Origin of the sequence: Arthrobacter sp. zg-Y1219, from assembly GCF_030125545.1 — a bacterium.
Classification (GTDB): domain Bacteria; phylum Actinomycetota; class Actinomycetes; order Actinomycetales; family Micrococcaceae; genus Arthrobacter_B.
Map to the genome: position 1 here is coordinate 300,480 of NZ_JASKLY010000003.1, position 23,728 is coordinate 324,207.

At 64.9% G+C, this 23,728-nt stretch carries 23 protein-coding genes and 1 pseudogene; 10 read left to right on the forward strand and 14 right to left on the reverse strand.

Going from position 1 to position 23,728, the window contains the following annotated elements; genetic code table 11:
- Positions 1-40: 40 nt before the first annotated feature.
- Both QNO00_RS02560 and QNO00_RS02565 read left to right on the forward strand, forming a co-directional pair.
- Entirely contained in the window at positions 41-1,507 is a 1,467-nt protein-coding gene (locus QNO00_RS02560; RefSeq protein WP_284023514.1) for a lipase maturation factor family protein, read from the forward strand.
- A 92-nt stretch (positions 1,508-1,599) separates the two neighbouring features.
- Entirely contained in the window at positions 1,600-2,475 is an 876-nt protein-coding gene (locus tag QNO00_RS02565; RefSeq protein ID WP_284023515.1) for an alpha/beta hydrolase, read from the forward strand.
- A gap of 27 nt (positions 2,476-2,502) precedes the next feature.
- On the opposite strand, the gene QNO00_RS02570 is transcribed toward QNO00_RS02565, so the two are convergent.
- From QNO00_RS02570 to QNO00_RS02585, 4 genes are all read right to left on the reverse strand, one after another.
- A complete protein-coding gene (locus QNO00_RS02570) occupies positions 2,503-3,309 on the reverse strand; it encodes a pullulanase X25 domain-containing protein (RefSeq protein WP_229965458.1) in 807 nt (268 codons plus the stop codon).
- Positions 3,310-3,351: 42 nt separating this feature from the next.
- A complete protein-coding gene (locus QNO00_RS02575) occupies positions 3,352-4,251 on the reverse strand; it encodes a lipoate--protein ligase family protein (RefSeq protein WP_284023516.1) in 900 nt (299 codons plus the stop codon).
- An 8-nt stretch (positions 4,252-4,259) separates the two neighbouring features.
- Positions 4,260-5,048: a thioesterase family protein gene (locus QNO00_RS02580; protein ID WP_284023517.1), complete on the reverse strand. Its 789-nt coding sequence runs from the start codon at positions 5,046-5,048 to the stop codon at positions 4,260-4,262.
- Positions 5,049-5,180: 132 nt separating this feature from the next.
- On the reverse strand, positions 5,181-5,681 hold the full coding sequence (locus QNO00_RS02585) for a hypothetical protein (protein WP_284023518.1): 501 nt from the start codon (positions 5,679-5,681) through the stop codon (positions 5,181-5,183).
- 272 nt (positions 5,682-5,953) lie between these two features.
- Here QNO00_RS02585 and QNO00_RS02590 point away from each other — a divergent pair, with 272 nt between their 5' ends.
- On the forward strand, positions 5,954-6,925 hold the full coding sequence (locus QNO00_RS02590) for an aldo/keto reductase (RefSeq protein ID WP_284023519.1): 972 nt from the start codon (positions 5,954-5,956) through the stop codon (positions 6,923-6,925).
- Positions 6,926-6,952: 27 nt separating this feature from the next.
- On the opposite strand, the gene QNO00_RS02595 is transcribed toward QNO00_RS02590, so the two are convergent.
- Positions 6,953-7,783: an SOS response-associated peptidase gene (locus QNO00_RS02595; protein ID WP_502862999.1), complete on the reverse strand. Its 831-nt coding sequence runs from the start codon at positions 7,781-7,783 to the stop codon at positions 6,953-6,955.
- Between QNO00_RS02595 and QNO00_RS02600 the strand changes: the two genes are divergently transcribed.
- Both QNO00_RS02600 and QNO00_RS02605 read left to right on the forward strand, forming a co-directional pair.
- A complete protein-coding gene (locus QNO00_RS02600; RefSeq protein WP_284023521.1) occupies positions 7,782-8,156 on the forward strand; it encodes a hypothetical protein in 375 nt (124 codons plus the stop codon). The genes QNO00_RS02595 and QNO00_RS02600 overlap by 2 nt on opposite strands.
- Positions 8,157-8,288: 132 nt before the next feature.
- Positions 8,289-9,272, forward strand: coding sequence for an NAD-dependent epimerase/dehydratase family protein (locus tag QNO00_RS02605; RefSeq protein WP_229965451.1), 984 nt, complete (start codon positions 8,289-8,291; stop codon positions 9,270-9,272).
- Here the strand turns inward: QNO00_RS02605 and QNO00_RS02610 are convergent.
- A complete protein-coding gene (locus tag QNO00_RS02610; RefSeq protein WP_284023522.1) occupies positions 9,269-10,603 on the reverse strand; it encodes a CAP and S-layer homology domain-containing protein in 1,335 nt (444 codons plus the stop codon). The genes QNO00_RS02605 and QNO00_RS02610 overlap by 4 nt on opposite strands.
- Positions 10,604-11,027: 424 nt before the next feature.
- Complete coding sequence (locus QNO00_RS02615) at positions 11,028-12,578, reverse strand: GH25 family lysozyme (protein ID WP_284023523.1); 1,551 nt, start codon at positions 12,576-12,578, stop codon at positions 11,028-11,030.
- A 676-nt stretch (positions 12,579-13,254) separates the two neighbouring features.
- On the opposite strand from QNO00_RS02615, the gene QNO00_RS02620 reads away from it, so the two are divergent.
- The 3 genes from QNO00_RS02620 to QNO00_RS02630 all read left to right on the forward strand — a co-directional run bounded on the left by QNO00_RS02620 (position 13,255) and on the right by QNO00_RS02630 (position 15,242).
- Positions 13,255-14,088 (forward strand): SDR family oxidoreductase, encoded by an 834-nt coding sequence (locus QNO00_RS02620; RefSeq protein WP_284023524.1) that lies wholly within the window; start codon positions 13,255-13,257, stop codon positions 14,086-14,088.
- Between the two features lie 95 nt (positions 14,089-14,183).
- Positions 14,184-14,567 carry a serine/threonine protein phosphatase gene (locus QNO00_RS02625; RefSeq protein WP_284023525.1) on the forward strand — a complete coding sequence of 128 codons (384 nt, stop codon included), beginning with the start codon at positions 14,184-14,186 and terminating at the stop codon, positions 14,565-14,567.
- A 123-nt stretch (positions 14,568-14,690) separates the two neighbouring features.
- A complete protein-coding gene (locus QNO00_RS02630) occupies positions 14,691-15,242 on the forward strand; it encodes a DUF1697 domain-containing protein (protein ID WP_229965446.1) in 552 nt (183 codons plus the stop codon).
- A 30-nt stretch (positions 15,243-15,272) separates the two neighbouring features.
- Here the strand turns inward: QNO00_RS02630 and QNO00_RS02635 are convergent, their stop codons facing one another.
- The 6 genes and pseudogenes from QNO00_RS02635 to nrdH all read right to left on the reverse strand — a co-directional run bounded on the left by QNO00_RS02635 (position 15,273) and on the right by nrdH (position 20,063).
- The gene (locus QNO00_RS02635) at positions 15,273-15,446 is read right to left on the reverse strand and encodes a DivIVA domain-containing protein (RefSeq protein WP_284023551.1); all 174 of its coding nucleotides are present in this window, start codon (positions 15,444-15,446) and stop codon (positions 15,273-15,275) included.
- Positions 15,447-15,497: 51 nt separating this feature from the next.
- Positions 15,498-15,635 (reverse strand): annotated as a pseudogene (locus QNO00_RS02640) (DivIVA domain-containing protein); the annotation flags it as partial.
- A 443-nt stretch (positions 15,636-16,078) separates the two neighbouring features.
- The gene (gene nrdF, locus QNO00_RS02645) at positions 16,079-17,053 is read right to left on the reverse strand and encodes a class 1b ribonucleoside-diphosphate reductase subunit beta (RefSeq protein ID WP_229965445.1); all 975 of its coding nucleotides are present in this window, start codon (positions 17,051-17,053) and stop codon (positions 16,079-16,081) included.
- Positions 17,054-17,112: 59 nt separating this feature from the next.
- The gene (gene nrdE, locus QNO00_RS02650) at positions 17,113-19,251 is read right to left on the reverse strand and encodes a class 1b ribonucleoside-diphosphate reductase subunit alpha (protein ID WP_229965444.1); all 2,139 of its coding nucleotides are present in this window, start codon (positions 19,249-19,251) and stop codon (positions 17,113-17,115) included.
- Positions 19,248-19,757 (reverse strand): class Ib ribonucleoside-diphosphate reductase assembly flavoprotein NrdI, encoded by a 510-nt coding sequence (nrdI, locus tag QNO00_RS02655; RefSeq protein ID WP_284023526.1) that lies wholly within the window; start codon positions 19,755-19,757, stop codon positions 19,248-19,250. Before nrdI ends, nrdE begins: the two co-directional genes overlap by 4 nt.
- A 60-nt stretch (positions 19,758-19,817) precedes the next feature.
- On the reverse strand, positions 19,818-20,063 hold the full coding sequence (gene nrdH, locus QNO00_RS02660) for a glutaredoxin-like protein NrdH (RefSeq protein ID WP_229965442.1): 246 nt from the start codon (positions 20,061-20,063) through the stop codon (positions 19,818-19,820).
- Between the two features lie 415 nt (positions 20,064-20,478).
- Here nrdH and QNO00_RS02665 point away from each other — a divergent pair, with 415 nt between their 5' ends.
- Complete coding sequence (locus tag QNO00_RS02665) at positions 20,479-21,411, forward strand: LysR family transcriptional regulator (protein ID WP_284023527.1); 933 nt, start codon at positions 20,479-20,481, stop codon at positions 21,409-21,411.
- 100 nt (positions 21,412-21,511) lie between these two features.
- Positions 21,512-22,627, forward strand: a complete 1,116-nt coding sequence (locus QNO00_RS02670) for an FUSC family protein (protein WP_284023528.1) — start codon at positions 21,512-21,514, stop codon at positions 22,625-22,627.
- Here QNO00_RS02670 and QNO00_RS02675 read toward each other — a convergent pair whose 3' ends face one another.
- The gene (locus QNO00_RS02675; protein WP_229965439.1) at positions 22,628-23,719 is read right to left on the reverse strand and encodes an App1 family protein phosphatidate phosphatase; all 1,092 of its coding nucleotides are present in this window, start codon (positions 23,717-23,719) and stop codon (positions 22,628-22,630) included. It abuts the gene before it with no gap.
- Positions 23,720-23,728 lie beyond the last annotated feature (9 nt).

Here is a 23,728-nt window from a genome sequence, read left to right on the forward strand (position 1 = left end):
GGTCCCAGCCTAGGACCTCCGGCGCTACGGTTGGGATGCGATGGAGCTTTTCAATGCCGAGGGATACGAATTTGCGCGGCAGGTGCTGCAGCGCGGCATCGCCGCCGTCTACCTGCTCGCCTTCATCTCGGCCGCCAACCAGTTCCCGGCGCTGCTGGGTGAGCACGGCCTGCTGCCCGCCCCACGGTACCTGGCCCGGATCAAGGGCACCGCCGGACGGGGCATTCCCACCCTCTTCCGCCGGCATTACTCGGACCGGTTCCTGCTTGCCGTTGCCTGGTCCGGCGCCGCCGTCGCCGCCCTGCTGGTCGCCGGCCCTCCCCAGGCCGGTCCGCCCTGGCTGCCGATGGCGGCCTTTCTGCTGATCTGGTTCCTGTATCTGTCGATTGTGAACATCGGCCAGACGTTTTACGCCTTCGGCTGGGAGTCGCTGCTGCTTGAGGCCGGCTTCCTGGCGGCATTCCTGGGCTCCACCGAGACGGCTCCCCCGGTGACCGTGCTCTTCCTCTTCCGCTGGCTGGTGTTCCGACTGGAATTCGGTGCGGGGCTGATCAAGATGCGCGGCGACCGCGTCTGGCGGGATCTCACGGCCCTGTACTACCACCACGAGACCCAGCCGATGCCCAACCCGGCCAGCTGGTACTTCCACCACCTGCCGAAACCGCTGCACAGGGCCGAAGTGCTCGGGAACCATTTTGCCCAGCTGGTGGTGCCGTTCTTCCTGTTCTTCCCGCAGCCGGTCGCCGGGATTGCCGCTGCGGTGGTGATTTTCACGCAGTGCTGGCTGGTGCTCTCCGGAAATTTCGCCTGGCTGAACGTCCTGACCATTTTGATCACATTCAGCGCGGTCGCCGATTCAACTGTGCAGGTGCTGCCCTGGGCCGGCTTTGCAGCGCCGGATCCCGCGGCTACGCCGGTGTGGTTCGCCGTCGTCGTGCTGGCGGTGACGGCACTGATGCTCTACTGGGCCTGGGAGCCGCTGCGGAACCTGTTCAGCAGCAACCAGCTGATGAACGCAAGTTTCAACCGCTGGCATCTGTCCAATGCCTACGGTGCGTTCGGCAGCATCACCCGGTCGCGGAACGAAGTGGTGCTCGAAGGGACGCTGGATGAGCCTGGCCCGGACGCCCGCTGGCTGGAATACGGGTTCAAGGGCAAGCCCGGAAATCCGTCCCGGCGGCCGCGCCAATTCGCGCCGTACCATCTGCGGCTGGACTGGCTGATGTGGTTCCTGGCTTTGGGTGCCGCGGGCGGTTCCTGGTTTCCGGTGCTGCTGCAGAAACTGCTCGAGGGCGACCGCAGGGTCCTGGCCCTGCTGCGCACCGATCCCTTCGACGGAACCCCGCCGCGGTGGATTCGGGCCCGGGTGTACCGGTACCGGTTTTCCACTCCCGCGGAACGCCGGGCCGACGGCGTGTGGTGGGTGCGGGAGCCCGCCGGCTTCCTCACGGACCCGGTCGGCCTGATCGGGCCGTCATCTGATGCGCCGTCATCTGATGCGCCGTGACGGCTTCCGCGCCGGGAGTTTGAAATGGCAGACTGGCCACCAGATCGTGCCGGCGGGACCGGATCACTTCCCGAAACGAGGAGCAACTGACCATGACCCCTGTCGGGAGCCTGCGGTCCCCCTACCCGTCCACCGATTTCGATTCCGTGCAGTCCGTAGACCGCCTCCCCGTGGTGTTCATCCACGGGCTGTGGCTGCATGCCAGCAGCTGGGATCCGTGGCTGGAGCTCTTCCGGGAGCGCGGCTACGAGCCGGTGGCCCCCGGCTGGCCGGGCGAGCCCGAGGCCCTGCCGGCCGCCAACGCGTTTCCCGACCCGATGGCCGGAACCGGAATGCGGGAGGCCCTCACCCACTTTGAGGATGTCATCAGCGGGCTGCCCCGGCCTCCGGTGCTGGTGGGGCACGCCTTCGGCGGGTTGCTGGCGCAGCAGCTGCTCGCCCGGGGATCGGCCGCCGGTGCCGCAGCCATCGCGCCGGCCCAGTTCCGAGGGGTCCGGCGGCTGTCGCCGGGCCAGCTGAGAACCGCGTTGCCGGTGCTGTGGAACCCGCTGAACCGGTACCGCATTCTCCGCCAGTCCCCGCAGCACTTCCGCAAAACCTTCGCCAACGCGGTCTCCGAACGTGAGTCCAATGACCTGCATGCCACCTGCGTGATGCCGGCGCCGGGCCGGCCACTGTTCCAGGCAGCGGCGGCCAACCTCAATCCGCGCACCCCGGTGAGGGTCGACACGGCAGCGGTCCGGGGTCCGCTGCTCCTCGCCGGCGCCGGCGCCGACCGGGTGGTGCCGGCATCGGTGGTCCGGGCGGCCGCGCGGCGCTACCGCTCGGCGGCGTCGCCCACGGAGTACGTGGAGATTGAGGGCAGCGGGCATTCCCTGGTGGTTGACCACGGCTGGCGGATTGTGGCCGAAACGGTGCTGGGCTTCCTGGCCCGGCACGGCCTGACACCGGAGGCGGCGGACCGTTAGCGCCGGGCCGGCCACGCGGACGCCCGTTTAGCTGTTGACGTCCTGCTTGGGAATCACCAGGTGCGTGGCGTGGTCATAGAGGAAGGTCAGCGGTCCGCCGTCGTGCACCACGTCGAGGTTAGCCCCGTCCCGGTGCCCGTCCCTGCCGTAGTTCTCGTCCCAGGAACCGTTCAGTGCCACCTTGAACTCATAGTGGCCGGCGGGAAGTTCTGCCGTGAGCTTCCACAGTTCATCGCTGCGGTCGAAGATAAGCTGCAGCTCGCTTCCAGCCGGGTCCCAGTCCGCTCCGCCCAGGGCTTTGCCCAGGGTTCCGGCGACGACGACGGCGTCCGGCTGTGGGAAGGTGGGCCCGGGCTGCTCTCCGTCCTCGTGGGCACGCGCGCCGTGCTGCTCCTGCGGAATCTCAGGCACCACCACAGCCGCCTCCAGCGCCTCTTCGACGACGGCCTCGGCAGCCGCTGCGGAAGTGTTGGCAACCGGCGGAGCCGTGCCGTCCATGGCGCCGAGCAGGTCGGCGGTTTCCGGGAAATCCTCCAGCGCCTGGCGTCCGGCGGGCGTAATGCTCCAGCCGGCCCTGCCTTCCTTCGTGATCCACCCGGCCTTGACCAGCTTGGTGGTGGCGTTGGACAGCGCGCGTTCTCCACGGGCGGCCCCGCTGGCAAGGGTCTCGGACTCCCGGCCCTCCAGCGGCACCCGGGTCATGGCCGCGGCGAGGACTTCGCCGCGGCTGATGCGCCGCTGGGCGGCGGGATCCTCCGCGGCAAGGACCTCCAGAACGGCCTTCAGCCGCAGGGCGGTGTTTTCAATGGTGTTTTCAATGGTGGTCTTGGCCAATGGTCTTCCTTCGTCCGGCGGTGTGCAGAGCCATCACCAAGCTTACTGATCGACAGCTGAGCTCACCGATCGACGCGCAGGCTGAGGCAGCCGGACTGTATTTTGCCCAGTGGCGCCGCTGCAGTCCAGGGAAGCTGCCAGAGCGTCGAAATCCGCGGAGGCAAGCGGCGCGTAGGCGCCATAGGCCTCAATCAGTGCCGCTTCGACTGTGTCCAGGGAAACACTGCCGGCTCCGGAAATGCTGTTTTTTCGGGAAACACTGCCGGCGTCTTCCGCGGCGCCGGCCGTTTCCGGGTTCCAGTCCAGCCCCAGGGCGGAGTAACAGCTGGTCAGGACCCGGCGCAGCGGTTCGGCGTCCTGCACCACCAGCACCGACGAAAAAAGCCAAGCGCCGGAAACCACCCGCTGGGCGGTGCCCACGAGTTTGAGCTTCCGGCCGGAGTCAGCGGTGCCGTGGACAGTGAACTCCCCCGGACAGTACTCGCCGGGAATTTCCCCCACCGCGGCGTTGACGCCAACCCGGCGCAGGGCCGAGGCAAACAGCTCGCCGAAGGCCGCGAACCGCGCCCGCGAACCCGCCACGGCATCGGTTCCGGGTTCCACATGGTCCACGACCAGGCACCCCTGATGGTAGGCCGCAGCCCGTCCGCCGGCCTTGCGGACCAGCGGCGCAAAGCCCTGCTGCCGGCAGGCCTCCGCGGCGGCGTCGAACCCGGGAAGCCGGGCATCGCGCTGGCCCAGGGCCACCGTGGGCTGCGGGCGGTACAGCCGCAGCGTGGGTCCCAGCGTTCCCGTGCGGGCGGCAGCCAGCATGGCCAGCGCAAAGTCCAGGTCTTCTGCGGCACCCAGGGTGCGGGTTTGGCGTACGACGGCGAGGGGAACCTGGCCGGCGCTGCCGGCGGATGGTCCGCCGGCTGATGCGCGGGGGGCTTCCTGCGGCATCGCGTGCCCTAGGCCTGCGGGCCGAGCCGGCGGACCGTCAGGATCTGCTCGCTGCGGCCGAAGGGGCCTTCGACGTCGTGCAGCACTGAGGAGGTCAGGCCGATTCCGTCGGTGCCGAACGTGACCCGGGTGTCCAGTCCAAGCCATTCGCCCCGGGGCTCGCGGTGGAGGTGGACCTGCAGGTCGACGTTGGGGAACATGTAGCTGTCACCGCCGGGAGGTACCCGTGCCGCAACGCCGTTGGCGACGTCCACGAGACCCACCAGCCGGACGAGGTCGTTGGCCGGAGCGCCTTCCACCATGTCGTACGGGGTCCGCACCCAGACCTGCCCGCGGCCCGGGCGAAGCCCCTCGACCGCGCGGAAGTCCAGCGAGCCGATGAAATCCCCCGGCCACTGCGTCATTCCCCGGGGCTCCGCCAAGCCGTCCGGGCCGGGCATCCGGGTGTCCTCCAGGGCCGCCACTTCCGCCGTGGCCCCCCGGGCCAGCCGCCAGGCCGTGGCCCGCACCGCGGTCCGCCCGCCGGCGATCAGCTCGGCCTCGAGGAGTTCGATGGTGCGGCCCGGGCGCAGGATCTTGGTTCGCACATCGAAAACTCCGCGGGGGATGACCCCGAAAATGTCATAGCTAATTCTGGCCAGGCGCATGTCCTGGCGGGGGCTGCAGTTCTGCAGCGCATGGGCGAGGACACCCGAGACCGGAGCCATGTGCTGCTCATGCTCATTCCACGCACCCTGGGTGTGGATGCTGGATTCAAAACTCTCCTCGCCCAGGGCGCGGTAATACGACTCGGCCACAGAGGTGCCCTCCTTGGAGTTTCCAGGTTTTGGATCTCAGGCTACAGCAGGCCTCTCCGGAACCGTCCGCGGGGCTGCCGACTGGCCGCCGCCGGGCTGCCGGTTGGCTGCCGCCGGACTGCCGAATCGGTCCTAGGCGCGGGCCGGGACAAGATTGGCGAACGGCAATCTGCCGTGCACCCGGCCGAATTCCGCGTGGAACTCGGCGTGGGCAGCATTGACCGTTTCCGCCGGCAACTCCCGCCAGGCCACGAGGAGGTCCTCGGCGTCCGCCAGCTGCCAGATCAACCGGCCGTCCCAGTGTCCCGGCGGCTTTCCGTTGCCAAAGTCCACAAATTCGGAGATCTGGCGGCGGAGCCCGCGGTTGCCCTTGCTGCCGGGGCTGGCCTTGCCGATGAACAGGACGTCCGCGTCGGCGACCCACTCGGCTTCCAGCGCAGCCCGCGGCAGGGACGGTTTCTTCTTCTTGAACGTTCCGGCCGTGCTTTGCGCGAGGAACCGCGGCTCGAAGCCCTCGGGCCGCAACACGGCGAAGATTCCCTGGCGCTGCGGAATTCGGTTGATGTCGAGGTCCGAGATGGGCCGGAATCCGGTGAACCCGTCGTTTATGAGTGATTTCTTGTTCAACGGCATGGATTCCTTGGGTCTTGGCGGCGGGATGGTTGCTGGGCTGTCTCCCGTGGGTGCATTTCGCACCTTCGATGCTACCCGGCCGAGCGTTGCGGCCTTCCATCTGCTGCCGGCTCTGCTGCCCGGCCGGAAGCCCGTCCCCGGGGATTGCCCATCTAGCCGCAGGCTCCGAAACCGCGCAGAATGGGTCCTGCGATCTGCGCTTTCGTGCGCCTCCGGCCGGTGAACCGGCGTGGAGGGCTGGCCGCCGTCTCCTACTCCGAGCGAGGACTTCCATGCAGTACACCCACTTGGGCCGTTCCGGCCTCAGCGTCTCCCGCCTGTGCCTGGGCACCATGAATTTCGGACCCAAAAACGACGAGGCCGACGCGCACGCGATCATGGACTCCGCGCGCGCGTCGGGCCTCAGTTTTTTTGACACCGCCAATGTGTACGGCTGGGGGGAGAACAAGGGCTGGACCGAGGAGATTGTCGGCCGGTGGTTCGCCAGGGGCGGCGGACGGCGGGAGGACACCGTGCTGGCCACCAAGCTGTACGGCTCGATGAGCGAGCGCCCCAACGACACCTTCCTGTCCGCCCTGAACATCCGCCGGGCGCTGGATGCGAGCCTTCAGCGGCTGCAAACTGACTACATCGATCTCTACCAGTTCCACCACATCGACCGGAACACACCGTGGGACGAGATCTGGCAGGCCATGGAAGTGGCGGTGCAGCAGGGCAAAATCATCTACAACGGCAGCTCGAACTTTGCCGGCTGGCACATTGCCCGCGCCCAGGAGGCGGCGCAGCGCCGCAACTTCAACGGCCTGGTCAGTGAGCAGTCCATTTATAACCTGATCAGCCGCACCGTCGAGCTGGAGGTTATTCCCGCCGCGCAACAGTACGGGCTGGGACTGCTGCCCTGGTCGCCGCTGGAGGGCGGTCTGCTGGGAGGTGTGCTGAAGAAGGCGGAGCAGGGCGGACGGCGCACCGAGGGCCGCGCCAAGCAGGCTTTGGAGACGCACCGGGATGCATTGCAGCAGTATGAGGACTTCGCCGATGAGCTGGGCCTGGCCCCGGGCATCCTCGCCCTGGCCTGGCTGCTGCACCAGCCGGCGGTCACCGCACCAATCGTGGGTCCGCGGATCCAGGCGCAGCTCGACGACGCCCTGACGGCGCTGGGGACCGAGCTGGACTCCGGGATCCTCACCCGGCTCGACACCATTTTTCCGGGCCACCGCACCGCGCCGGAGGACTATGCCTGGTAGCCCGCCGGGAGCCCCGCGAGGTCCGGCTCAGTCTTCGGCCGGAAGGACCAGCTGGGGGCCGTTGTTGCGGACAGAGTTCACCTCGGAGGACACCACGCGAGGGGTCAGCACCGGCTCAGGCATGGCGTCCAGCAGCTGTTGGACTTCGGCCGTCTCCGTCAGGCGCGGGTCCAGCCAGTCGGTGTACAAGTCCGGCGGAACGATCAGCGGCGTACGGTCATGGATGTGTCCCAGTGCATCGCTGGCCTCGGTGGTGATGATGGTGAAGCTGACCAGCCATTTGTGTTCATGGTCCTCGGGCAGCGACGGATCGGGCCAGAACTCGTAGAGTCCGGCAAACGCCAGCGGATCCTGCGCCGGCGAATACAGGTACGTGGGAATTTTGGCGGAGCCGGATTTTTCCCATTCGTAGTAGCCGTCCGCCGGAACCAGTGCCCGGCGCTTCACCGCAGCCTTCCGGAATGCCGGCTTCTCCAGCACGGTCTCCCGGCGGGCGTTGATCATCCGTGCACCGATTTTGGCATCCTTGGCCCATACCGGCACCAAACCCCACTTTGCCGTGGCCACCCGGCGGACCGTGTCCCCGCCGCCGTCTTCATGCCCGCCGCCGTGGCCGGCGTCGTCGTCGGCGGGGCGGTGACGGGCGCGCTCGGTGACAATGCGCACGTTGTCGGTGGGGGCCACGTTCCAGGACGGCGCGAGGTCCTCCCCCACCGCCTGGTCAGCATTGAAGGCTGCCACCAGGTCCGATGTTGCCTTGGCCATTACGTAACGTCCACACATCCTCCCATTGTGCCTGCCGGAACGGATTACGCCAGGACATCCGTTGATTCGAATATATGTTCTACTTTTAAGCATGGACCAGGACGCGGCGACACGGCTCGCTGCCCGCTATGCCCGGCGTGCGGAGCCGCTTGAACTTACCCCGGAAGAGCTGGACTTTGAGCACCACCCCGCCACCACTTCGGTGCCGGGGATTCCCGTCTGGGCCTGGATCCGGTTTCCCAGCGCCGCTGAGCGGGTAAAGGGCGAAGCCTGCACCTGGAACGCCAAAGCCGTGCAGGTACTGTGGACCGACGCCGGGATCCGGCGGGCCACCTGGGTCTGGGCATCGGCCGTGAGCAGGCGCTCCAACGGGGCCCGGAAAACCGGACTCGGCGAGCGGACAGGCGATCCTTCCGCCCAGCCTGCTGCCGGAGCGGACGCCGGGCCCGGCCGGCAGGCTCCGTAACGCGTCACGAACTGAAGCTGCGCCGTCCCCGGGACAGAATCGGAATTGTGCTGCAGACTGGGCCTGCGGAGAAAACCTCCAAGCCGCGCCGGCGCCGCTGCTGCGGCTCTTACGTATAGTCAGGGAGCGCACGTGGATATTCTTCTCATCGGCGGAACCGGAGTTATCAGTGCGGCCGTCGCCGAGCAGGCGTGCGAGCTGGGACACCGGGTCACGCTGCTGAACCGCGGGACCTCCGCCACCCGTCCTGTGCCCGCCGGCGTGGAAGTCCTGCACGCCGACATCCGTGATGCGCGGGCCTCGTCAAAGGTCCTGCGGGGCCGCGAGTTCGACGCCGTCGCCGACTTCATCTCGTTTGTTCCCGAACAGCTGGCCGCCGGAATGAAGCTGTTCCGCGGCCGCACCGGCCAGTACGTGTTCATCAGTTCGGCCTCGGCCTATCAAAAGCCGCCTGCCCGGCTGCCGATTCTGGAATCCACTCCCCTGCGCAACCCGTTCTGGCAGTACTCCCGTGACAAAATTGCCTGCGAAGACCTCCTGGTCTCCGCCTACCGGGACGAGGGTTTTCCGGGAACCGTGGTCCGGCCGTCCCACACCTATGACCGCACCATGATTCCCGTGATGGGCGGCTGGACGGACCTGCACCGGATGCGGGCCGGGCTTCCGGTGCTGGTGCACGGGGACGGCACCTCGCTGTGGACGCTGACGCACAGCCGCGATTTCGCGAGGGCCTTCACCGGGCTGCTCGGCCGCGCCGCAGCGGTGGGTGAGAGTTACACCATTACCTCGGATGAGTTCCTGCCCTGGAACGAGGTGTACCGCGTATTGGCAGCAGCCGCGGGCGTGCCCGAACCGCAGCTGGTCCACGTCGCCTCCGAGACCATTGCCGCCCACGACCCGGGCCGCGGACCTGGCCTGCTGGGCGACAAGTCCCACTCCGTCATTTTCGACAACTCAAAGATCAAGTCGCTGGTGCCCGGCTACTCCGCCCGCATCCCTTTCGCGCAGGGTGCGGCCGAAATCCTCAGCTGGTACGACGCCCATCCCGGGGAGCAGCGGATCGACCAGAGCTTCATGGCGCTCTCGGACAGGCTAGCCGCTGCAGCCGCCGGCTAAGCCGCCCAACGTTTCATGAAGGCCGCCATCGCATCCCTGGCCACCTTTCCGCCGGGCCGGTACTCCGCTTTGCCGTTCCCCATGCCCCAGCCGGTGGAGACTCCGCTGGCGGCCAGCCAGGAGATCTGCGTATAGAACTGGTTGGACGTGGCGACGTCGACAAAGGGAGACTTCTTCGGCGCCGTGTACTTCGGTGAACCGGCCAACCGGTAGAGGAAGGCAGCCATTGCGTCACGGCTCACCGGGTCGTGGGGGCGGAACACCACACCGTTCTTCTGCTTCCAGCCCGTGGATATCTTTTTGGCAGCAAGCCAGGAGATTTCCTTGTAGTACGGGTTGGAGGTGGAAACGTCGACAAAGGGCGACTTTTTCGGCGGAGTGTACGCCGGCGACCCCTTCAGCCGGTACATAAAGGCGGCCATTGCCTCCCGGCTGATGGACTGGAGCGGCCGATAGGTCCTGGTGCCGTTTCCCTCTGCCCAGCCGGTGGAAATTCCCTTGTTATACATCCAGTTCATGTCGGCAAGGAACTGCTGTCCGCCCACCAAGTCTGCGAACGGGGAAACCACTGCCGGTTTGGCGGTTTTCGGGTAGCCGGCCAGATTGGACACCACCAGGTGCCAGCCCTTGTACGGCCCGCTTGTCGGCACCACGTAGCCGATACCAGCGTGCGTTTCCCGGGAATCCAGCATGGCCGCACGGTGCGCCGGAGAATTCATCCACCAGTCCACCACCTGTCCAGCGGAAAAATTGAAGGCGATGATCTCACCGTACCAATTGGCGCCCTTGGGAATCAGCGAACTGCCGGCGTCCGCCCGGTGAATTCCGGCCCAGTCGAAGTTCGGATCGGCCGTGGCCACCCTCAGGTGATTCGCCCACCCCTGGGACACATCGGCAATTCCCTGGTTCCAGGTCAGGGCAGGCACTCCGGAAGCCCTGCGCTTGGCGTTCATCAGATCAAACACCTGGCCGGCAAACTTGTCGCTCCGCACCGAGTCGACGGTCGCATCAGGAGCCGACGCATCAGGTGCAGTTGCCGCTCCGGGTTCCATGCCCTCCGGCAGCACTACGGAGCCGGTGCCCAGGGCAGCATCCTCCGCGGCCGCTTTCACTGCCGCTTCGGCAGCCTCCGGGGAAAGCGCTGCGGGGTCGGGCCGAGGGGTGTCAGGCATCACCGGGGGAGTCTCGGGGATCTCCTCAACCGTGGAAACAGCCGGTATCCCCGCGCGCGGATCAGCTGCCGCAGCTGCTCCCGGAATGGAGAGGGAAGCAAGGATAAGGACGCAGGTGGCACGGACGGCAACAGTCCGGCATGCAGTGTTTTTCTTCATGATTGCACGTAGCTTAACCGTATTGGAGCGAATACTCGCTTAGTAACCTGCACCGGGGGCCTAAAAGTCTTTCCGTGCCGCATTTTGTAACCTTTCGACAATTTACGGCTGAGGATTCTGGTCCGGCCTGACCCGCTCCGCACCGCCTGCTAAGCCGAATGACTGCGGCTGTTTCGATGTTCTAGGAGCAGCCGCGCTCCATTAATAATGTGGTTCTCCACCGAACTGCCTGATCCTCGGCCGGTTATTCCAATTCCCGTCCCAGCTTCAGTGGAATCCGAAGTTCAATATTCATGCCCTAAATCGTCGAGGCGTCCGGGACACCGCCTGACCGATTCGGCGTTCATTGCGCCACGCCCGCTGCAGGGCTTTTCGACGGAGGTAACGCACCCGCGGGCGTGTTACCGCCGTCGAATGTTCCGGATTAGGGGAACTTGGTGTCAAAGCGGTGCAGGAATGCCGCCATCGCGTCACGCTTAATGGGCTCAAGCGGACGGAAGGTTCCGTCCGTCCAACCGGTCGAAATTCCCTGGGCTGCGAGCCAGCTGATTTCCTTGTAGTACATATTGCTGACCGGGACATCCTTGAACCGGGAGACCTTCGGCGCCGTGTATTTGGGGCTTCCCGCCAAACGGTACAGGAATGCCGCCATCGCATCACGGTTGATGGCGGATCCCGGCTGATAGGTGTTCCCGTTCCACCCGGTGGCCACTCCGCTCGCCGCCAACCAATGGATTTCCTTATAGAACTGGTTGTTCGTGGCAACATCCCTGAAGCGTGAAACCTTCGGTGCCACATAGGCGGGCTTTTCGGAGACGCGGTACAGGAAGGCAGCCATCGCATCGCGGTTCACATTGTCCAGCGGCCGGTAGGTGCCATCCGGGTACCCGGTGGTGATGCCTTTACCCTTCGCCCAGGCAATGTCCTTGGCAAATTCGCTGTTCGCTGCCACGTCCCGGTACGGCCCCGGGGCCGGAGCGGGAGCCGGGGCGGGCGCCGGTGCCGGAGCCGCGCTGTTGCGGGCGAACGCTGTCAGTCCGGCAGCGTTGCCGTTCCAGACGTTCGAGTCGCCAACAAATGGTCCCGTGCTGCTGTACTGCCACAAGCTGTAAACGTTCCAGCTCGCAGGAAGCGCACCGGCGCCGACGTGGTTGTAGCTGGCGATGTGCAGCGGGTTGTCCCGGAAGGCAGCACTGTTGCCGGTGCAGGTCACCCACCAGTCGGTGGTCGTATAGATCATCGGGGCGCGGCCGGTGCGTGCCTTGACCGTGTTGGAGAAGTCCCGGATCCAGTTGACCATCTGGCTGGCGCTCATGTTGAAGCAGGTGTTGCCCAGGGACGCGTACGGGTTGTACTCGATGTCCAAGAGCGGCGGAAGCGTCATTCCGTCGGCGGACCAGCCGCCGCCGTTGTCCACGAAGTAGTTCGCCTGCACCGCACCGGAAGAGACGTTGGGCAGGGCGAAGTGGTAAGCGCCCCGAACCATGCCCGTACCGTAGGCCCCGCTGTACTGCTGGTTGAAGTTCGGGTTCTTGTACGTGGTTCCCTCGGTGGCCTTGGCGTAGGCAAACCGTGATCCCTGTGCCCAGGCGTGGTTCCAATCGACATTTCCCTGGTGGCTGGACACGTCCATGCCCTGGATGCCCGCCGGCCGCCAGTTTCCCGCCATCGGGTCCGCTGCCGCCTCCGGAGAAGCATCGGGTTCCGCGGCAGCGGTTTCTCCGCCCTCGGGCACAGACTGGGCGTCGGGCGCAACCGTTTCACCCGTCGCGGGAAGCGTGCCGGCTTCGCCAGGCGCCGGTACTTGCGCATCGCCGGAGGCATTGAGCCGGTGCAGGCCCTGCCCCATCGACGCACCGCCCTCGCCGATGATCCGGGCCTGTTCAGCCTCGCTGATGCCGTCGGTGAGATTGTCGGTTCCCGTGGCGGGGACAGCGGCCTGTGCCGGACCTGCCAGACAGGTGATAGACAGCAAAGCTGCCAGCGCTACTGATGTGAGACCAGTGGAAAGCGTCGTGGTTTTCATATATTCCTGGATGACGTCGTGGATTCCTGCGTTTCCGCAGGATGTTAGGAGCCCCATTGGCTTTTCGCACCGCTTTATGCGGGACGAACGGCTTCGGGACCTAACGGCGAACACGGAATAGAGGGTTCCGTGCGCTTCTTACACCGTAAGCCACTACATTTCACAGCATCAGCCCGGCCAGCCAACTCGAGTATTTTGCAGGTAAATCGTTATATACCTGTTTTAGCTGACGCCGGGTCCAAATGCAATGAAAAGCAAGCATAAATTCGTACCTGCGGCTTGCAAGGATCCGCAATGTCCCGTAGTTGCAGGAGCGCCGCAGCCGGAATCCCCAGCCTCTGTACAAGAACTGCCGCCGTTGTTTGGATGGCGGGGCGGGGTTATGGCTTTGCAGGTCCTCACATTGGGAATCCCGACAATCCGGATCCGGACATTCTGGATCCACTGTGGATATCGGCCCGGTCAGTAATCCCGTTCCCAGAGACGAGGATGACTGCGTGCTCAGTATGCTTGCCGGACGCCCGCGGACCTTCGGCGCCAGTGGTCCGCCCCATAATGACGCAGCCGACTATTCTGGGGAGATACCGGGTCATTCTTGCCCGGATCCCTTGGAAATTGGAGCGTCATGGCAACTGAAGTATTGGTAATTATCGGCATGGGCGGAATGGGCCAGGCGGTTCTTCGCCGGTCGGGTGCGGGCCGCAAGGTGCTGCTGGCCGACTTCAACGAGTCACTCCTGGAAACCACGGCCGCAACCGCACTGGGTGACGGGTACGACGTCGTGTCCCAGGCCGTCGATGTCTCCTCCCGCGATTCGGTGGCGGCACTGGCTGCCACCGCCGCGGAACTGGGACATGTGACCCAGGTGGTGCACACCGCCGGCGTTTCCCCGGTGCAGGCTCCGGTGCAGGCGATCTGGAACGTCGACCTGATCGGCGCCGCTCTGGTGCTGGAGGAATTCGAGAAGGTCATTGCCCCGGGTGGTGCCGGAGTCTTCATTTCCAGCATGTCCGCCTACATGTCGGGCGGCCGCATTCCCGCCGATGTCCTCGCCAGCCTGGCCACCGTTCCGGTGGATGATCTGCACCTGATTCCGTTCGTTGCCGGGATCGACAACCCGGGTTACGCCTATCTCGTGGCCAAGCGCGCCAACCAGCTTCGTGTCCAGTCCGCCAGCCTGCGCTGGGGCGCCCGCGGTGCCCGCGTGAACAGCATCAGCCCCGGCGTGATCTCCACTCCGATGGGACAACAGGAGCTCGCCGGTGAATCCGGCGCACACATGCGCGGCATGATCGAAGGATCCGGCACCGGCCGGGTGGGCACCCCCGGTGACATCGCCAACGCCGCGGCGTTCCTGCTCGGGCACGATGCCAGCTTCATCACCGGCGTGGACCTGTTGGTCGACGGCGGCGCTGTGGCAGGCGTGGACACCAACCAGCGGAGCCGCGTGGCCGACTAACTGACCCGGTGGCGGCGCAGCGGCGGGCTAAGCCCCGGCCGCTGCTCCGCCTCCGCTGCGGCCGCCCGTCGTCGTCGTCGTGTTAGCGTCCTCGCATGACCCAGCCCATGCCCGCCGAGAACACCTTTGACCATCTGCGGGACCTGGACGGCGAGCATGCGGGCTACATCCATATGACGGCCGACGGCGGGTTCGTGCCGTTTGATCTGCTGCACCGCCGGCGGGCCGAACCCACGGAGCTGGATCTGGCCGAAAGCCTGCTGGACGAGCTCGGGCTGCGGATGTTGGTCGAGACCTGGTGGTTGGACATCGACGGACAGCAGGTTCGGGTGCTCATCCAGGAAGTGCGCCGGGACCGGGTGCTCGTGGCGCCGGCAGTAGCCGGGGCGATCGCGAAATCCGCTGACATGACCCTGGCGATCGAGATCCCGCTGCCGACCGACCGGTTGCATCAGGGATCATCGCCGCCGGTCCCGTAAGTGCAGAAATACCAAACCTTGCGGGCTGTCATTGCCGGGGCGTCGGCGATGTGGTCGAATCGGGGCAGTGCACTGCGCTTTCTGCCCGCCCCGGGAGGGGGGCTCCAATGAATGGAGACAGCCGTGGACCCGAGCCCGTATTTGGTCCTCCTGCGGGGCATCAACGTCGGCGGTAGGAACAAGGTCCCGATGAAGGCGTTGAAGGGGCATCTCGAGGACTTGGGCTACGAACAGGTGTCCACCTACATTGCCAGTGGCAACGTGCTGCTCACTTCGGCCGATACTCCCGAGGTGCTCGGGCCCCGGATCGAAGCGGCCCTCATCGACAACTTCGCCCTCGACGACGAGCTCATCAAGGTTCTGGTCCTCAGTCCCGGGCAGCTGCGGGCCGTCGTTGAGCAGAAACCCGAGGGGTTCGGTGAGCAGCCAACCAGATACCACTCCGACGCCATCTTCCTGATGGGCATCGATGCCGGAGAGGCCATGACCGCCTTCAACCCGCGGGAAGGCGTCGACGCCGTCTGGCCCGGTGACGGCGTCATCTATTCCCAGCGTCTGAGCGCCGAGCGGACCAAGAGCAGACTCAGTGCCATCACGGCTTCCCCCTTCTACAAGTCGATGACCATCCGCAGCTGGAACACCACGACGAAACTGCGGGGCATGCTTCCGGAGTAACCGGCTGCGGCAAGTGTGGGAAGTGTCTTTCTAGGAGTGCCCGTTTCCGGCAAACTGACCCTTGAGACGCTTGTTCTCCGCGATCCGCTCACGAAGGCCCGCAACAACCTTGGCCAGGAAATCGTCTACGTCGGCCTGCGAATAGCCTTCGCGGAGTCTTGTTGCAGTGAACTTCTGGCTCGTTAGTTGTTCAGGAGTAATAATCGGGTCGCCAACAGAAACGGGTCCGCGCCGAGGATTGCCCCTGGTAAGCCCGAGACTCTCGTTTTCTTCCTGAAGTCGCCGGAGTTCTTGAACTACCCGGTCAAGCAGATCATCAACCTGATCCTGGTCGTAGCCTTCCTTGAATTTGGTAGGCCTGAACCGCGTGAGAACAACCTCTTCAGCGGTGATGGTCCACTTTTTGGCGGACTCGGCGGTCGTGCCCTCCTCGCCGGCCGCCCTCTTGGGCTTGAAGGCTTTGAGCAGCACGAAGACCAGCAGGGCCACTGCAATAAAAGATATCCACAGAGTCACATAGCCGCCGTTTTCGGTGCCGCCGTCAGCCAAGAGTGACAGTCTTTCGAAAACCATGGATTGTCCAACTTTCGTAAGTGCCAGAATGCTTCGAAGTGTTCGCTGTAAGAGCTGAAACGGTGGTTACTGCTTTCAGGGATCTCAATGTAGCTCAACACCCGCACCGGTTGCTGGATCCGGCGGGTCCTCCCCCACCAGCCATCCACCGGCTCCGGTCCAGGGAACCCCGCAGGGTTTCGCTTCCTGCCTTAAATGCGGCTGCCGCCGCCACGGACCCGAAGGCCCGCGACGGCGGCAAAAGAAGAAAACTCAGCGGGAAGTTAGAAGTCCCAGTCGTCGTCTTCCGTGTTCACGGCCTTGCCGATCACGTAGGAGGAACCGGACCCGGAGAAGAAGTCGTGGTTCTCGTCAGCGTTCGGGGAGAGCGCGGACAGGATCGCCGGGTTCACGTCCGTCAGGGCTGACGGGAACATGGCCTCGTAGCCCAGGTTCATCAGCGCCTTGTTGGCGTTGTAGTGCAGGAACTTCTTGACGTCCTCAGCCAGGCCGACGCCGTCGTACAGGTCGTGGGTGTACTGGACTTCGTTTTCGTACAGCTCGAAAAGCAGCTCGTACGTGTAGTCCTTCATTTCCTGCTTGCGTTCCTCGGAAGCGCCTTCCAGGCCCTTCTGGAACTTGTAGCCGATGTAGTAGCCGTGCACGGCCTCGTCACGGATGATCAGGCGGATCAGGTCGGCCGTGTTTGTCAGCTTGGCCCGGGAGGACCAGTACATCGGCAGGTAGAAGCCCGAATAGAAGAGGAAGGACTCCAGCAGGGTGGAGGCCACCTTGCGCTTCAGGGGATCGTCGCCGCGGTAGTAATCGGTGACGATGTGGGCTTTCTTCTGCAGGTTCTCGTTCTCGGTGGACCAGCGGAAAGCCTCGTCGATCTCCTTGGTGGAGGCCAGCGTGGAGAAGATCGAGGAGTAGCTCTTGGCGTGCACCGATTCCATGAACGCGATGTTCGTGTAGACGGCTTCCTCGTGCGGGGTGATCGCATCGGGGATCAGCGAGACGGCGCCGACCGTGGCCTGCACGGTGTCCAGCAGCGTCAGGCCGGTGAACACGCGCATGGTCAGCTGCTGCTCGTCCGGAGTGAGCGTGTTCCAGGACTGGACGTCGTTGGACAGCGGCACCTTTTCCGGCAGCCAGAAGTTGTTGACCAGGCGGTTCCAGACTTCTACGTCCTTGTCGTCCTGGATCTTGTTCCAGTTGATCGCCTCAACGTGGCTGAGCAGCTTCAGCTTCTCGGTCATAAGTAATTCCTTGTCTTGAAAGGGTGCGAGGAGTTATGCAGAAACGACATATTGAAACGTCACAACATGCAGCTGACGCAACCTTCCACCTCAGTGCCCTCGAGCGCGAGCTGGCGCAGGCGGATGTAGTAGATGGTCTTGATGCCCTTGCGCCATGCGTAGATCTGCGCCCGGTTGATGTCGCGCGTGGTGGCGGTGTCCTTGAAGAACAGCGTCAGGGACAGGCCCTGGTCCACGTGCTGGGTGGCAGCGGCGTAGGTGTCGATGATCTTCTCGTAGCCGATTTCGTAGGCATCCTTGTAGTACTCAAGGTTGTCGTTCGTCAGGTACGGCGCCGGGTAGTACACGCGGCCGAGCTTGCCTTCCTTGCGGATCTCGATCTTCGCGGCCACCGGGTGAATCGAGGAGGTGGAGTTGTTGATGTAGGAGATCGAGCCGGTCGGCGGCACCGCCTGCAGGTTCTGGTTGTAGATGCCGTGCTCCATGACGGAAGCCTTCAGCGCCGCCCAGTCAGCCTGGGTGGGGATGTGGATGCCGTCGAACAGCTCGCGGACGCGCTGCGTCTGGGGAACCCATTCCTGATTGACGTACTTGTCGAAGAACTCTCCGGTGGCGTACTTGGACCGGTCGAAGCCGGCGAACCTGCGGCCGGTTTCAATCGAGAGCAGGTTCGACGCACGCACTGCGTGGTAGACCACCGAATAGAAGTAGATGTTCGTGAAGTCGATGCCTTCTTCGGAGCCGTAGTGCACCCGCTCCCGCGCCAGGTAGCCGTGCAGGTTCATCTGGCCCAGGCCGATGGCGTGCGAAGCGTCATTGCCCTTGGCGATGGAGGGCACGGAACCGATGTGGCTCATGTCCGACACCGCGGTCAGCGCGCGGATCGAGGTCTCGATGGTCCGGCCGAAGTCCGGGGAGTCCATCGTCTTGGCGATGTTCAGCGAACCCAGGTTGCAGGAGATGTCCTTGCCGGTTTCGGCGTAGGAGAGGTCATCGTTGTACGTGGTGGGCTCGGAGACCTGAAGGATCTCGGAGCACAGGTTGGACATGATGATCTTGCCCTCGATCGGGTTTTCCCGGTTCACCGTGTCCTCGAACATGATGTACGGGTAGCCGGACTCGAACTGGATCTCGGCGAGGGTCTGGAAGAACTCGCGGGCCTTGATCTTGGTCTTCTTGATCCGCGCGTCGTCCACCATCTCGTAGTACTTCTCGGTGACCGAGATGTCGGAGAACGGCATGCCGTAGACCTTTTCGACGTCGTACGGGGAGAACAGGTACATGTCCTCGTCGCGCTTGGCCAGTTCAAAGGTGATGTCGGGAACGACGACGCCGAGGGAGAGGGTCTTGATGCGGATCTTCTCGTCGGCGTTTTCGCGCTTGGTGTCCAGGAACCGGTTGATGTCCGGGTGGTGGGCGTGCAGGTACACGGCACCGGCACCCTGGCGGGCACCGAGCTGGTTGGCGTAGGAGAAGGAATCCTCAAGAAGCTTCATCACCGGGATGACGCCGGAGGACTGGTTCTCGATCTGCTTGATCGGCGCGCCGACCTCGCGGATGTTCGTCAGCGCAAAGGCAACGCCGCCGCCGCGCTTGGACAGCTGCAGCGCGGAGTTGATGGAACGGCCGATCGACTCCATGTTGTCTTCGATGCGCAGCAGGAAGCAGGAAACGAGCTCGCCGCGCTGGGCCTTGCCGGCGTTCAGGAAGGTGGGGGTGGCCGGCTGGAAGCGGCCGCCGATGATTTCATCCACCATCTGCATGGCCAGCTTCTCGTCGCCGCGGGCCAGGTGCAGGGCAACCATGCACACACGGTCTTCGTAGCGCTCCAGGTACCGCTTGCCGTCAAAGGTCTTCAGCGTGTACGAGGTGTAGAACTTGAACGCGCCGAGGAAGGTCTCGAAGCGGAACTTCTTCTTGTAGGCGCGCTGGTACAGCTCGCGGATGAAGTCCATGGAGTACTGGTCGAGTGTTTCACTCTCGTAGTACTCGTTCTTGACGAGGTATTCCAGCTTCTCTTCCAGGTCATGGAAGAACACGGTGTTGTTGTTGACGTGCTGGAGGAAGTACTGGCGCGCAGCAGCGCGGTCGGCGTCGAACTGGATCTCTCCGTTCTTGCCGTACAGGTTCAGCATGGCGTTGAGCTCGTGGTAGCCCAGGTCCTTGTAGGCCTCCGGCAGCTCCTTGGAGTCCGTCATGCCGGCTTCTGCGACTGATGCGTCCAAAACTCTTCCAATCCTTTGTTAACTTTGGCGACGTCGTCGGACGTGCCCATGAGTTCAAATCTGTATAAAACGGGGACTTTGCATTTCACGGCGATAATGTCTGCCGCGAGGCAGTAGGAGTCCCCGAAGTTGGTGTTGCCGGCGCCGATCACTCCCCGGAGCAGGGAACGGTTGTGCTCGATGTTCAGGAACTTGATGACCTGTTTGGGGACGGCGCCGCGTGCTGCCGCGCCGGGCTGTTCCGCGGTCCCGCCGTAAGTGGGCAGCAACAGTACGTACGGACGCTGGGCCAGCAGTGTGGGTTCGGAGGTATGCAGCGGGATCTTTCCCGCCGGCGTGTCCAGTTTTTCGACAAACCGGCCGGTGTACCCCGATGCCGATGAAAAGAAAATCAGGGGCGCGTCGGTGACGGGCTGCGCGTCTGCTGCGGATTCCGGATCCGGGGTTATCCCGGAGCGGTGTGCTATCCCCAGTGGCATGGTTCCTGCGCTCCTGACGGTGCGGTATTACGGGTGTGGTGCGGTGCTGCGGAAACCTGTTTAGGCGACCGAGGACACCGAAGCCTGCGCAAGCGCGTCGATCTTGTCCGGGCGGAAACCGGACCAGGAATCCTGCTCGGTGACGACGACGGGAGCCTGCATGTAACCCAGCGCGCGGACCCGTTCCAGGGCCTCTGCATCCTGGGACATATCCACGATCTGGTACGTGATGCCCTTCTTGTCCAGCGCCCGGTAAGTAGCGTTGCACTGAACGCAGGAGGGTTTGGTGTAAACCGTAACGGTCATGGTTGGTCTCCCCTTGTGAAGCCTTGAAGTCTGTCCCTTGATACTACATCCAGACACTACATCTAGTGCACAGCCGCAACGGGAACCCCAAGATGATGTATTACAAGTATGTCATTCGGAGATGCCCTCGTCCACAGTTAATGCACAGGGCAGGCCGAAAAATTCCGTGGATTCCCGCAGGTCGAGCCGAGTTCTCCACAGGCTGTGCAGAACGAACACACACCCCGTGAAGGGTCGGCAAGGCCACAATTTCGGAGGCGTGTCGCGAATGCTGGGCGTGTCGCCGCCGCCGGCTGCGCATCGGGTCCGCGCAGACCCGCGGCCCGCCCGCCGCCGTCCTCCAAACCGCCTCCGGAGCACAACCGGATAAAGTGGTCGACGGCGGAATATGAATCCGCCGCGGAAGGCGGCACCAGTGATAAACCCGATCCACCTCAAGACCCTCCTGGAGGTCATCCGGGCAGGCTCCTTCGCGGCCGCGGCCCTCCGGCTGGGCTACACGGCTTCGGCGGTCTCCCAGCAGATGTCAGCCCTGGAGCGGGCCACCGGCGCCCATCTGTTTGAACGCTCCGCCCGCACAGCCGCGCCCACGGAAGCCGCCGTCGTCATGGCCCGGCACGCCGCCAAGGTCCTCACCGACATGGACGCCCTGATGGCGGCCACCGCCCGGGTTGAGGCCGGCACCAGCCAGGAGCTGCGCCTGGGCATCTTTCCCAGCTTGGCCACCTTCGCCCTCCCCCGGCTGGTCGGCTCCCCGGGCTGGCAGGACCTGGGCATCAATCTGAAGATCTCCGTCGCGGAACCGGGCCAGACCATCCAGGGACTGCGCACCGGCGGTGAGCTCGACGTCGCCCTTATCTACCAGGTGGGACAGGGCGGACTGGCCTGGCCGTCCACGATCAGCCGCCAATGGCTGGGCGACGACGACTTCCGGGTTGTCCTCCCCCGATCCTGGGGCATCCGGGAGGCATCGCGGATTTCCGCCGAACAGCTCTCGGACATGCCCTGGATCATGCACCACCCGGGCACTCCGGATGCGCTGGTCATCGAACGGCTGTTCGCCGGCTGCAACCTCCACCCCCGGGTTGCTGCGTACTGTGACGACTTCAATGCGAGCCTGGAAATGGCCTCCGCCGGTGTCGGGGCCGCGCTGGTTCCGGAATTGGCCATGCTCAACCGGCACGACGGCGTCGTCCTCCTGGATGTGCCGGAGATCCGGTTGGCCCGCAGCATTTTCGCCCTGGTCATCAACGAACGGGAGAACCCGCAGGTCCGGCTCTTCCTCGACCAGCTGGCCGAGGTTTTGCGGACCCAGAGCATCGCGCCCCGGACCGCTGCCGTCCCCTGAGCCGGCGGCTCCCTGTGCCGGCCGCTGCGGCACCGCGGCGGCGGTGTGACCGTGGCTACCATAATCGCGTCCGGCCGCACGCTGCGGTAATACTGGGATGATGCCTACTACGACGGATAATCTCTTTCGCAAGACCGGAAGGCTGCTGCGCCCGTCCCTGTCGTCCGTCGCCGGCCAGGTCAGGGGCATGCTGCACTACACGCGCATTCAGTTGGCCGTCAAAGCTGCCCTGGCCGTCGGTATCGCGTGGACGCTGGCCCCCCTCGTGCCCGGCGTCGCTGCCCAGTATCCGTATTACGCACCGCTGGGTGCGCTGGTCAGCATGTATCCGACGGTGTTCGGCTCGGCGAAGGCCGGGTTCCAGACCCTGGTCGGGCTGGTGGTCGGAATGGCACTGGCCCTCATCGCCCTGCTGTTCGGCGGCCCCTCGGTGTGGACCATTGCGCTGATTGTTGGGGTGGGCGTGCTGCTTGCAGGCATCCCCAAGCTCGGTGCGGGGCGGGAGTACCTGCCCATGGCGGCCCTCTTTGTGCTGGTGATGGGCGGAGACGACCCGGACGGTTATTCCACGGGCTACGCGGTGCAAATGCTTGTGGGAGTGGCGGTGGGACTGACCGTGAACGCCGCCATCTTCCCTCCGCTGCACCTCAGCGGCGCAGTCAACGGCTTGAAGTCCCTGCGGCTGTCCCTGGCCCGCCAGCTCAAGGAGATGGGCGCCGCCATCTCCGAAACCTGGCCGCCCGAGCACGAGGCATGGTCCAACCGCCGGACCGAGCTCATCGCATTCAGCAAGGAGGTGCGGGAGTCGGTCCAGCTGGCCGAGACCAGCCACCGCGGCAATCCCCGCCGCCGCCGCCACGGGCGCGACCTCAGCGCGGATTACGAGGCCCTGCGGGCCATGGAACGGGTGACGCTGTATGTGGAGGACATGACCGAGGTCCTCGCCACCGCCATCTGGACCAGTCCGGAAGACATGCCGGTTCCGGCCGAGCTGGCAGAACCGCTCTCCGAGGCCATGACGGCCTGCGGAGAGGCGGTGGAAACCTGGGATGCGGACAGCGAGGAACACACTCAGGCGCGGGACGCCGTCCGGCGGCTGCAGATCGAGATGAACACTGCCGCTTCCCCGGACAGCCCGGTGGACGTGACCGCTTCGCTAGCCATGAGCATGCGCCGGATCCTGCGCACGATCCGGGCGGAAGAGGAGCACCAGTAACTAGCCGGCGGCGGGCAGAATGCCCAGTTCCGTAAGCTGCCGCGCCATCCCCGCGCCGTCGGGCGCATAGATCCACGGAATGTCCGACGGCGCCTCCCCCGCCCGTGAAGTGGAGCGGCCGCCGGCGAGGACGGCCTCACCGGCCGAGAGCTGCCGGATGGCGACGGCCCGCACGTTTTCCGGATGCTGCTTGGCGAAGGCCGCGTAGATGGCTTCGTCGTGCTGCCCGTTGTCGCCGATCAGCAGCCACTTGATGTGCGGAAATTCCTTCGCCAGGCGCTCCAGCTGCGTCTTCTTGTGCTCGGGGCCGCTGCGGAACCAGCGGTCCCGGGTGGGCCCCCAGTCAGTCAGCAGCAGCGGCCCGGCCGGATAGAGGTTGCGGGTGATGAAGCGGGTCAGCGTCGCCGCCACGTTCCAGGCGCCGGTGGACAGGTACAGGACGGGGCTGCCGGGATTCTCCCGGGCCAGGCGGTCCATCATCACGGCCATGCCGGGTGTCGGCGTCCGGGCATGCTCATCCAGCACGAAGGTGTTCCAAGCGGCCAGGAAGGGACGCGGCAGCGCGGTCACCATGACGGTGTCGTCTATGTCTGAGACCACCCCCACGGTAGCAGCGGGATCCACGATGTACACGGGAGCGACGGCGGCCTCGGAGTCTTCCGAGCGGAGCGTGACGGAAGTCCAGCCGGGAGCCAGCTGCGCGGGGATGACCACGTCGACAACACCGCCGCGGTCCGCCGTCACCGAATAGCTGTCGTCACCAATCTCCACGGTCACTTTTGCACTGTTGATGGGCGGGCTCATGAAGTTGCGCCACCCGCGGATGCCGTCCCGGATGACCTGGGCGCCGGCGGAGTTCCCACCGGACACGGCCTGGCCGGGCTTTGCGAGGATCACCCGGCCCAGCACCCGGACCCATTCAGTGGTGCCGTAGCCGGTGAAGGGCAGCATGGTCTGCACTTCACCGCGTTTCCGGGCCCGGCCCTCCCGGTACGTGTGCAGGGAATCTTCAAGCCGCATGCCGATGTGGCTGGCCTGTTCCTTGACGGGTCGGGTCTGGGCGGACGGTGAGTCTGAAGGTGTCGGCAACATGTCTCCAGT

Bases quoted from the DNA above. Each gene is read 5' to 3' on its own strand.
- QNO00_RS02585 (WP_284023518.1), bottom strand. From the start codon at position 5,681: ATGCCGTTGAACAAGAAATCACTCATAAACGACGGGTTCACCGGATTC.
- QNO00_RS02610 (WP_284023522.1), bottom strand. From the start codon at position 10,603: ATGAAGAAAAACACTGCATGCCGGACTGTTGCCGTCCGTGCCACCTGC.
- QNO00_RS02595 (WP_502862999.1), bottom strand. From the start codon at position 7,783: ATGCTTAAAAGTAGAACATATATTCGAATCAACGGATGTCCTGGCGTA.
- QNO00_RS02565 (WP_284023515.1), top strand. From the start codon at position 1,600: ATGACCCCTGTCGGGAGCCTGCGGTCCCCCTACCCGTCCACCGATTTC.
- QNO00_RS02675 (WP_229965439.1), bottom strand. From the start codon at position 23,719: ATGTTGCCGACACCTTCAGACTCACCGTCCGCCCAGACCCGACCCGTC.
- nrdF (WP_229965445.1), bottom strand. From the start codon at position 17,053: ATGACCGAGAAGCTGAAGCTGCTCAGCCACGTTGAGGCGATCAACTGG.
- QNO00_RS02670 (WP_284023528.1), top strand. From the start codon at position 21,512: ATGCCTACTACGACGGATAATCTCTTTCGCAAGACCGGAAGGCTGCTG.
- QNO00_RS02560 (WP_284023514.1), top strand. From the start codon at position 41: ATGGAGCTTTTCAATGCCGAGGGATACGAATTTGCGCGGCAGGTGCTG.
- nrdE (WP_229965444.1), bottom strand. From the start codon at position 19,251: ATGACGGACTCCAAGGAGCTGCCGGAGGCCTACAAGGACCTGGGCTAC.
- nrdI (WP_284023526.1), bottom strand. From the start codon at position 19,757: ATGCCACTGGGGATAGCACACCGCTCCGGGATAACCCCGGATCCGGAA.
- QNO00_RS02625 (WP_284023525.1), top strand. From the start codon at position 14,184: ATGACCCAGCCCATGCCCGCCGAGAACACCTTTGACCATCTGCGGGAC.
- QNO00_RS02620 (WP_284023524.1), top strand. From the start codon at position 13,255: ATGGCAACTGAAGTATTGGTAATTATCGGCATGGGCGGAATGGGCCAG.
- QNO00_RS02600 (WP_284023521.1), top strand. From the start codon at position 7,782: ATGGACCAGGACGCGGCGACACGGCTCGCTGCCCGCTATGCCCGGCGT.
- nrdH (WP_229965442.1), bottom strand. From the start codon at position 20,063: ATGACCGTTACGGTTTACACCAAACCCTCCTGCGTTCAGTGCAACGCT.
- QNO00_RS02590 (WP_284023519.1), top strand. From the start codon at position 5,954: ATGCAGTACACCCACTTGGGCCGTTCCGGCCTCAGCGTCTCCCGCCTG.
- QNO00_RS02575 (WP_284023516.1), bottom strand. From the start codon at position 4,251: ATGCCGCAGGAAGCCCCCCGCGCATCAGCCGGCGGACCATCCGCCGGC.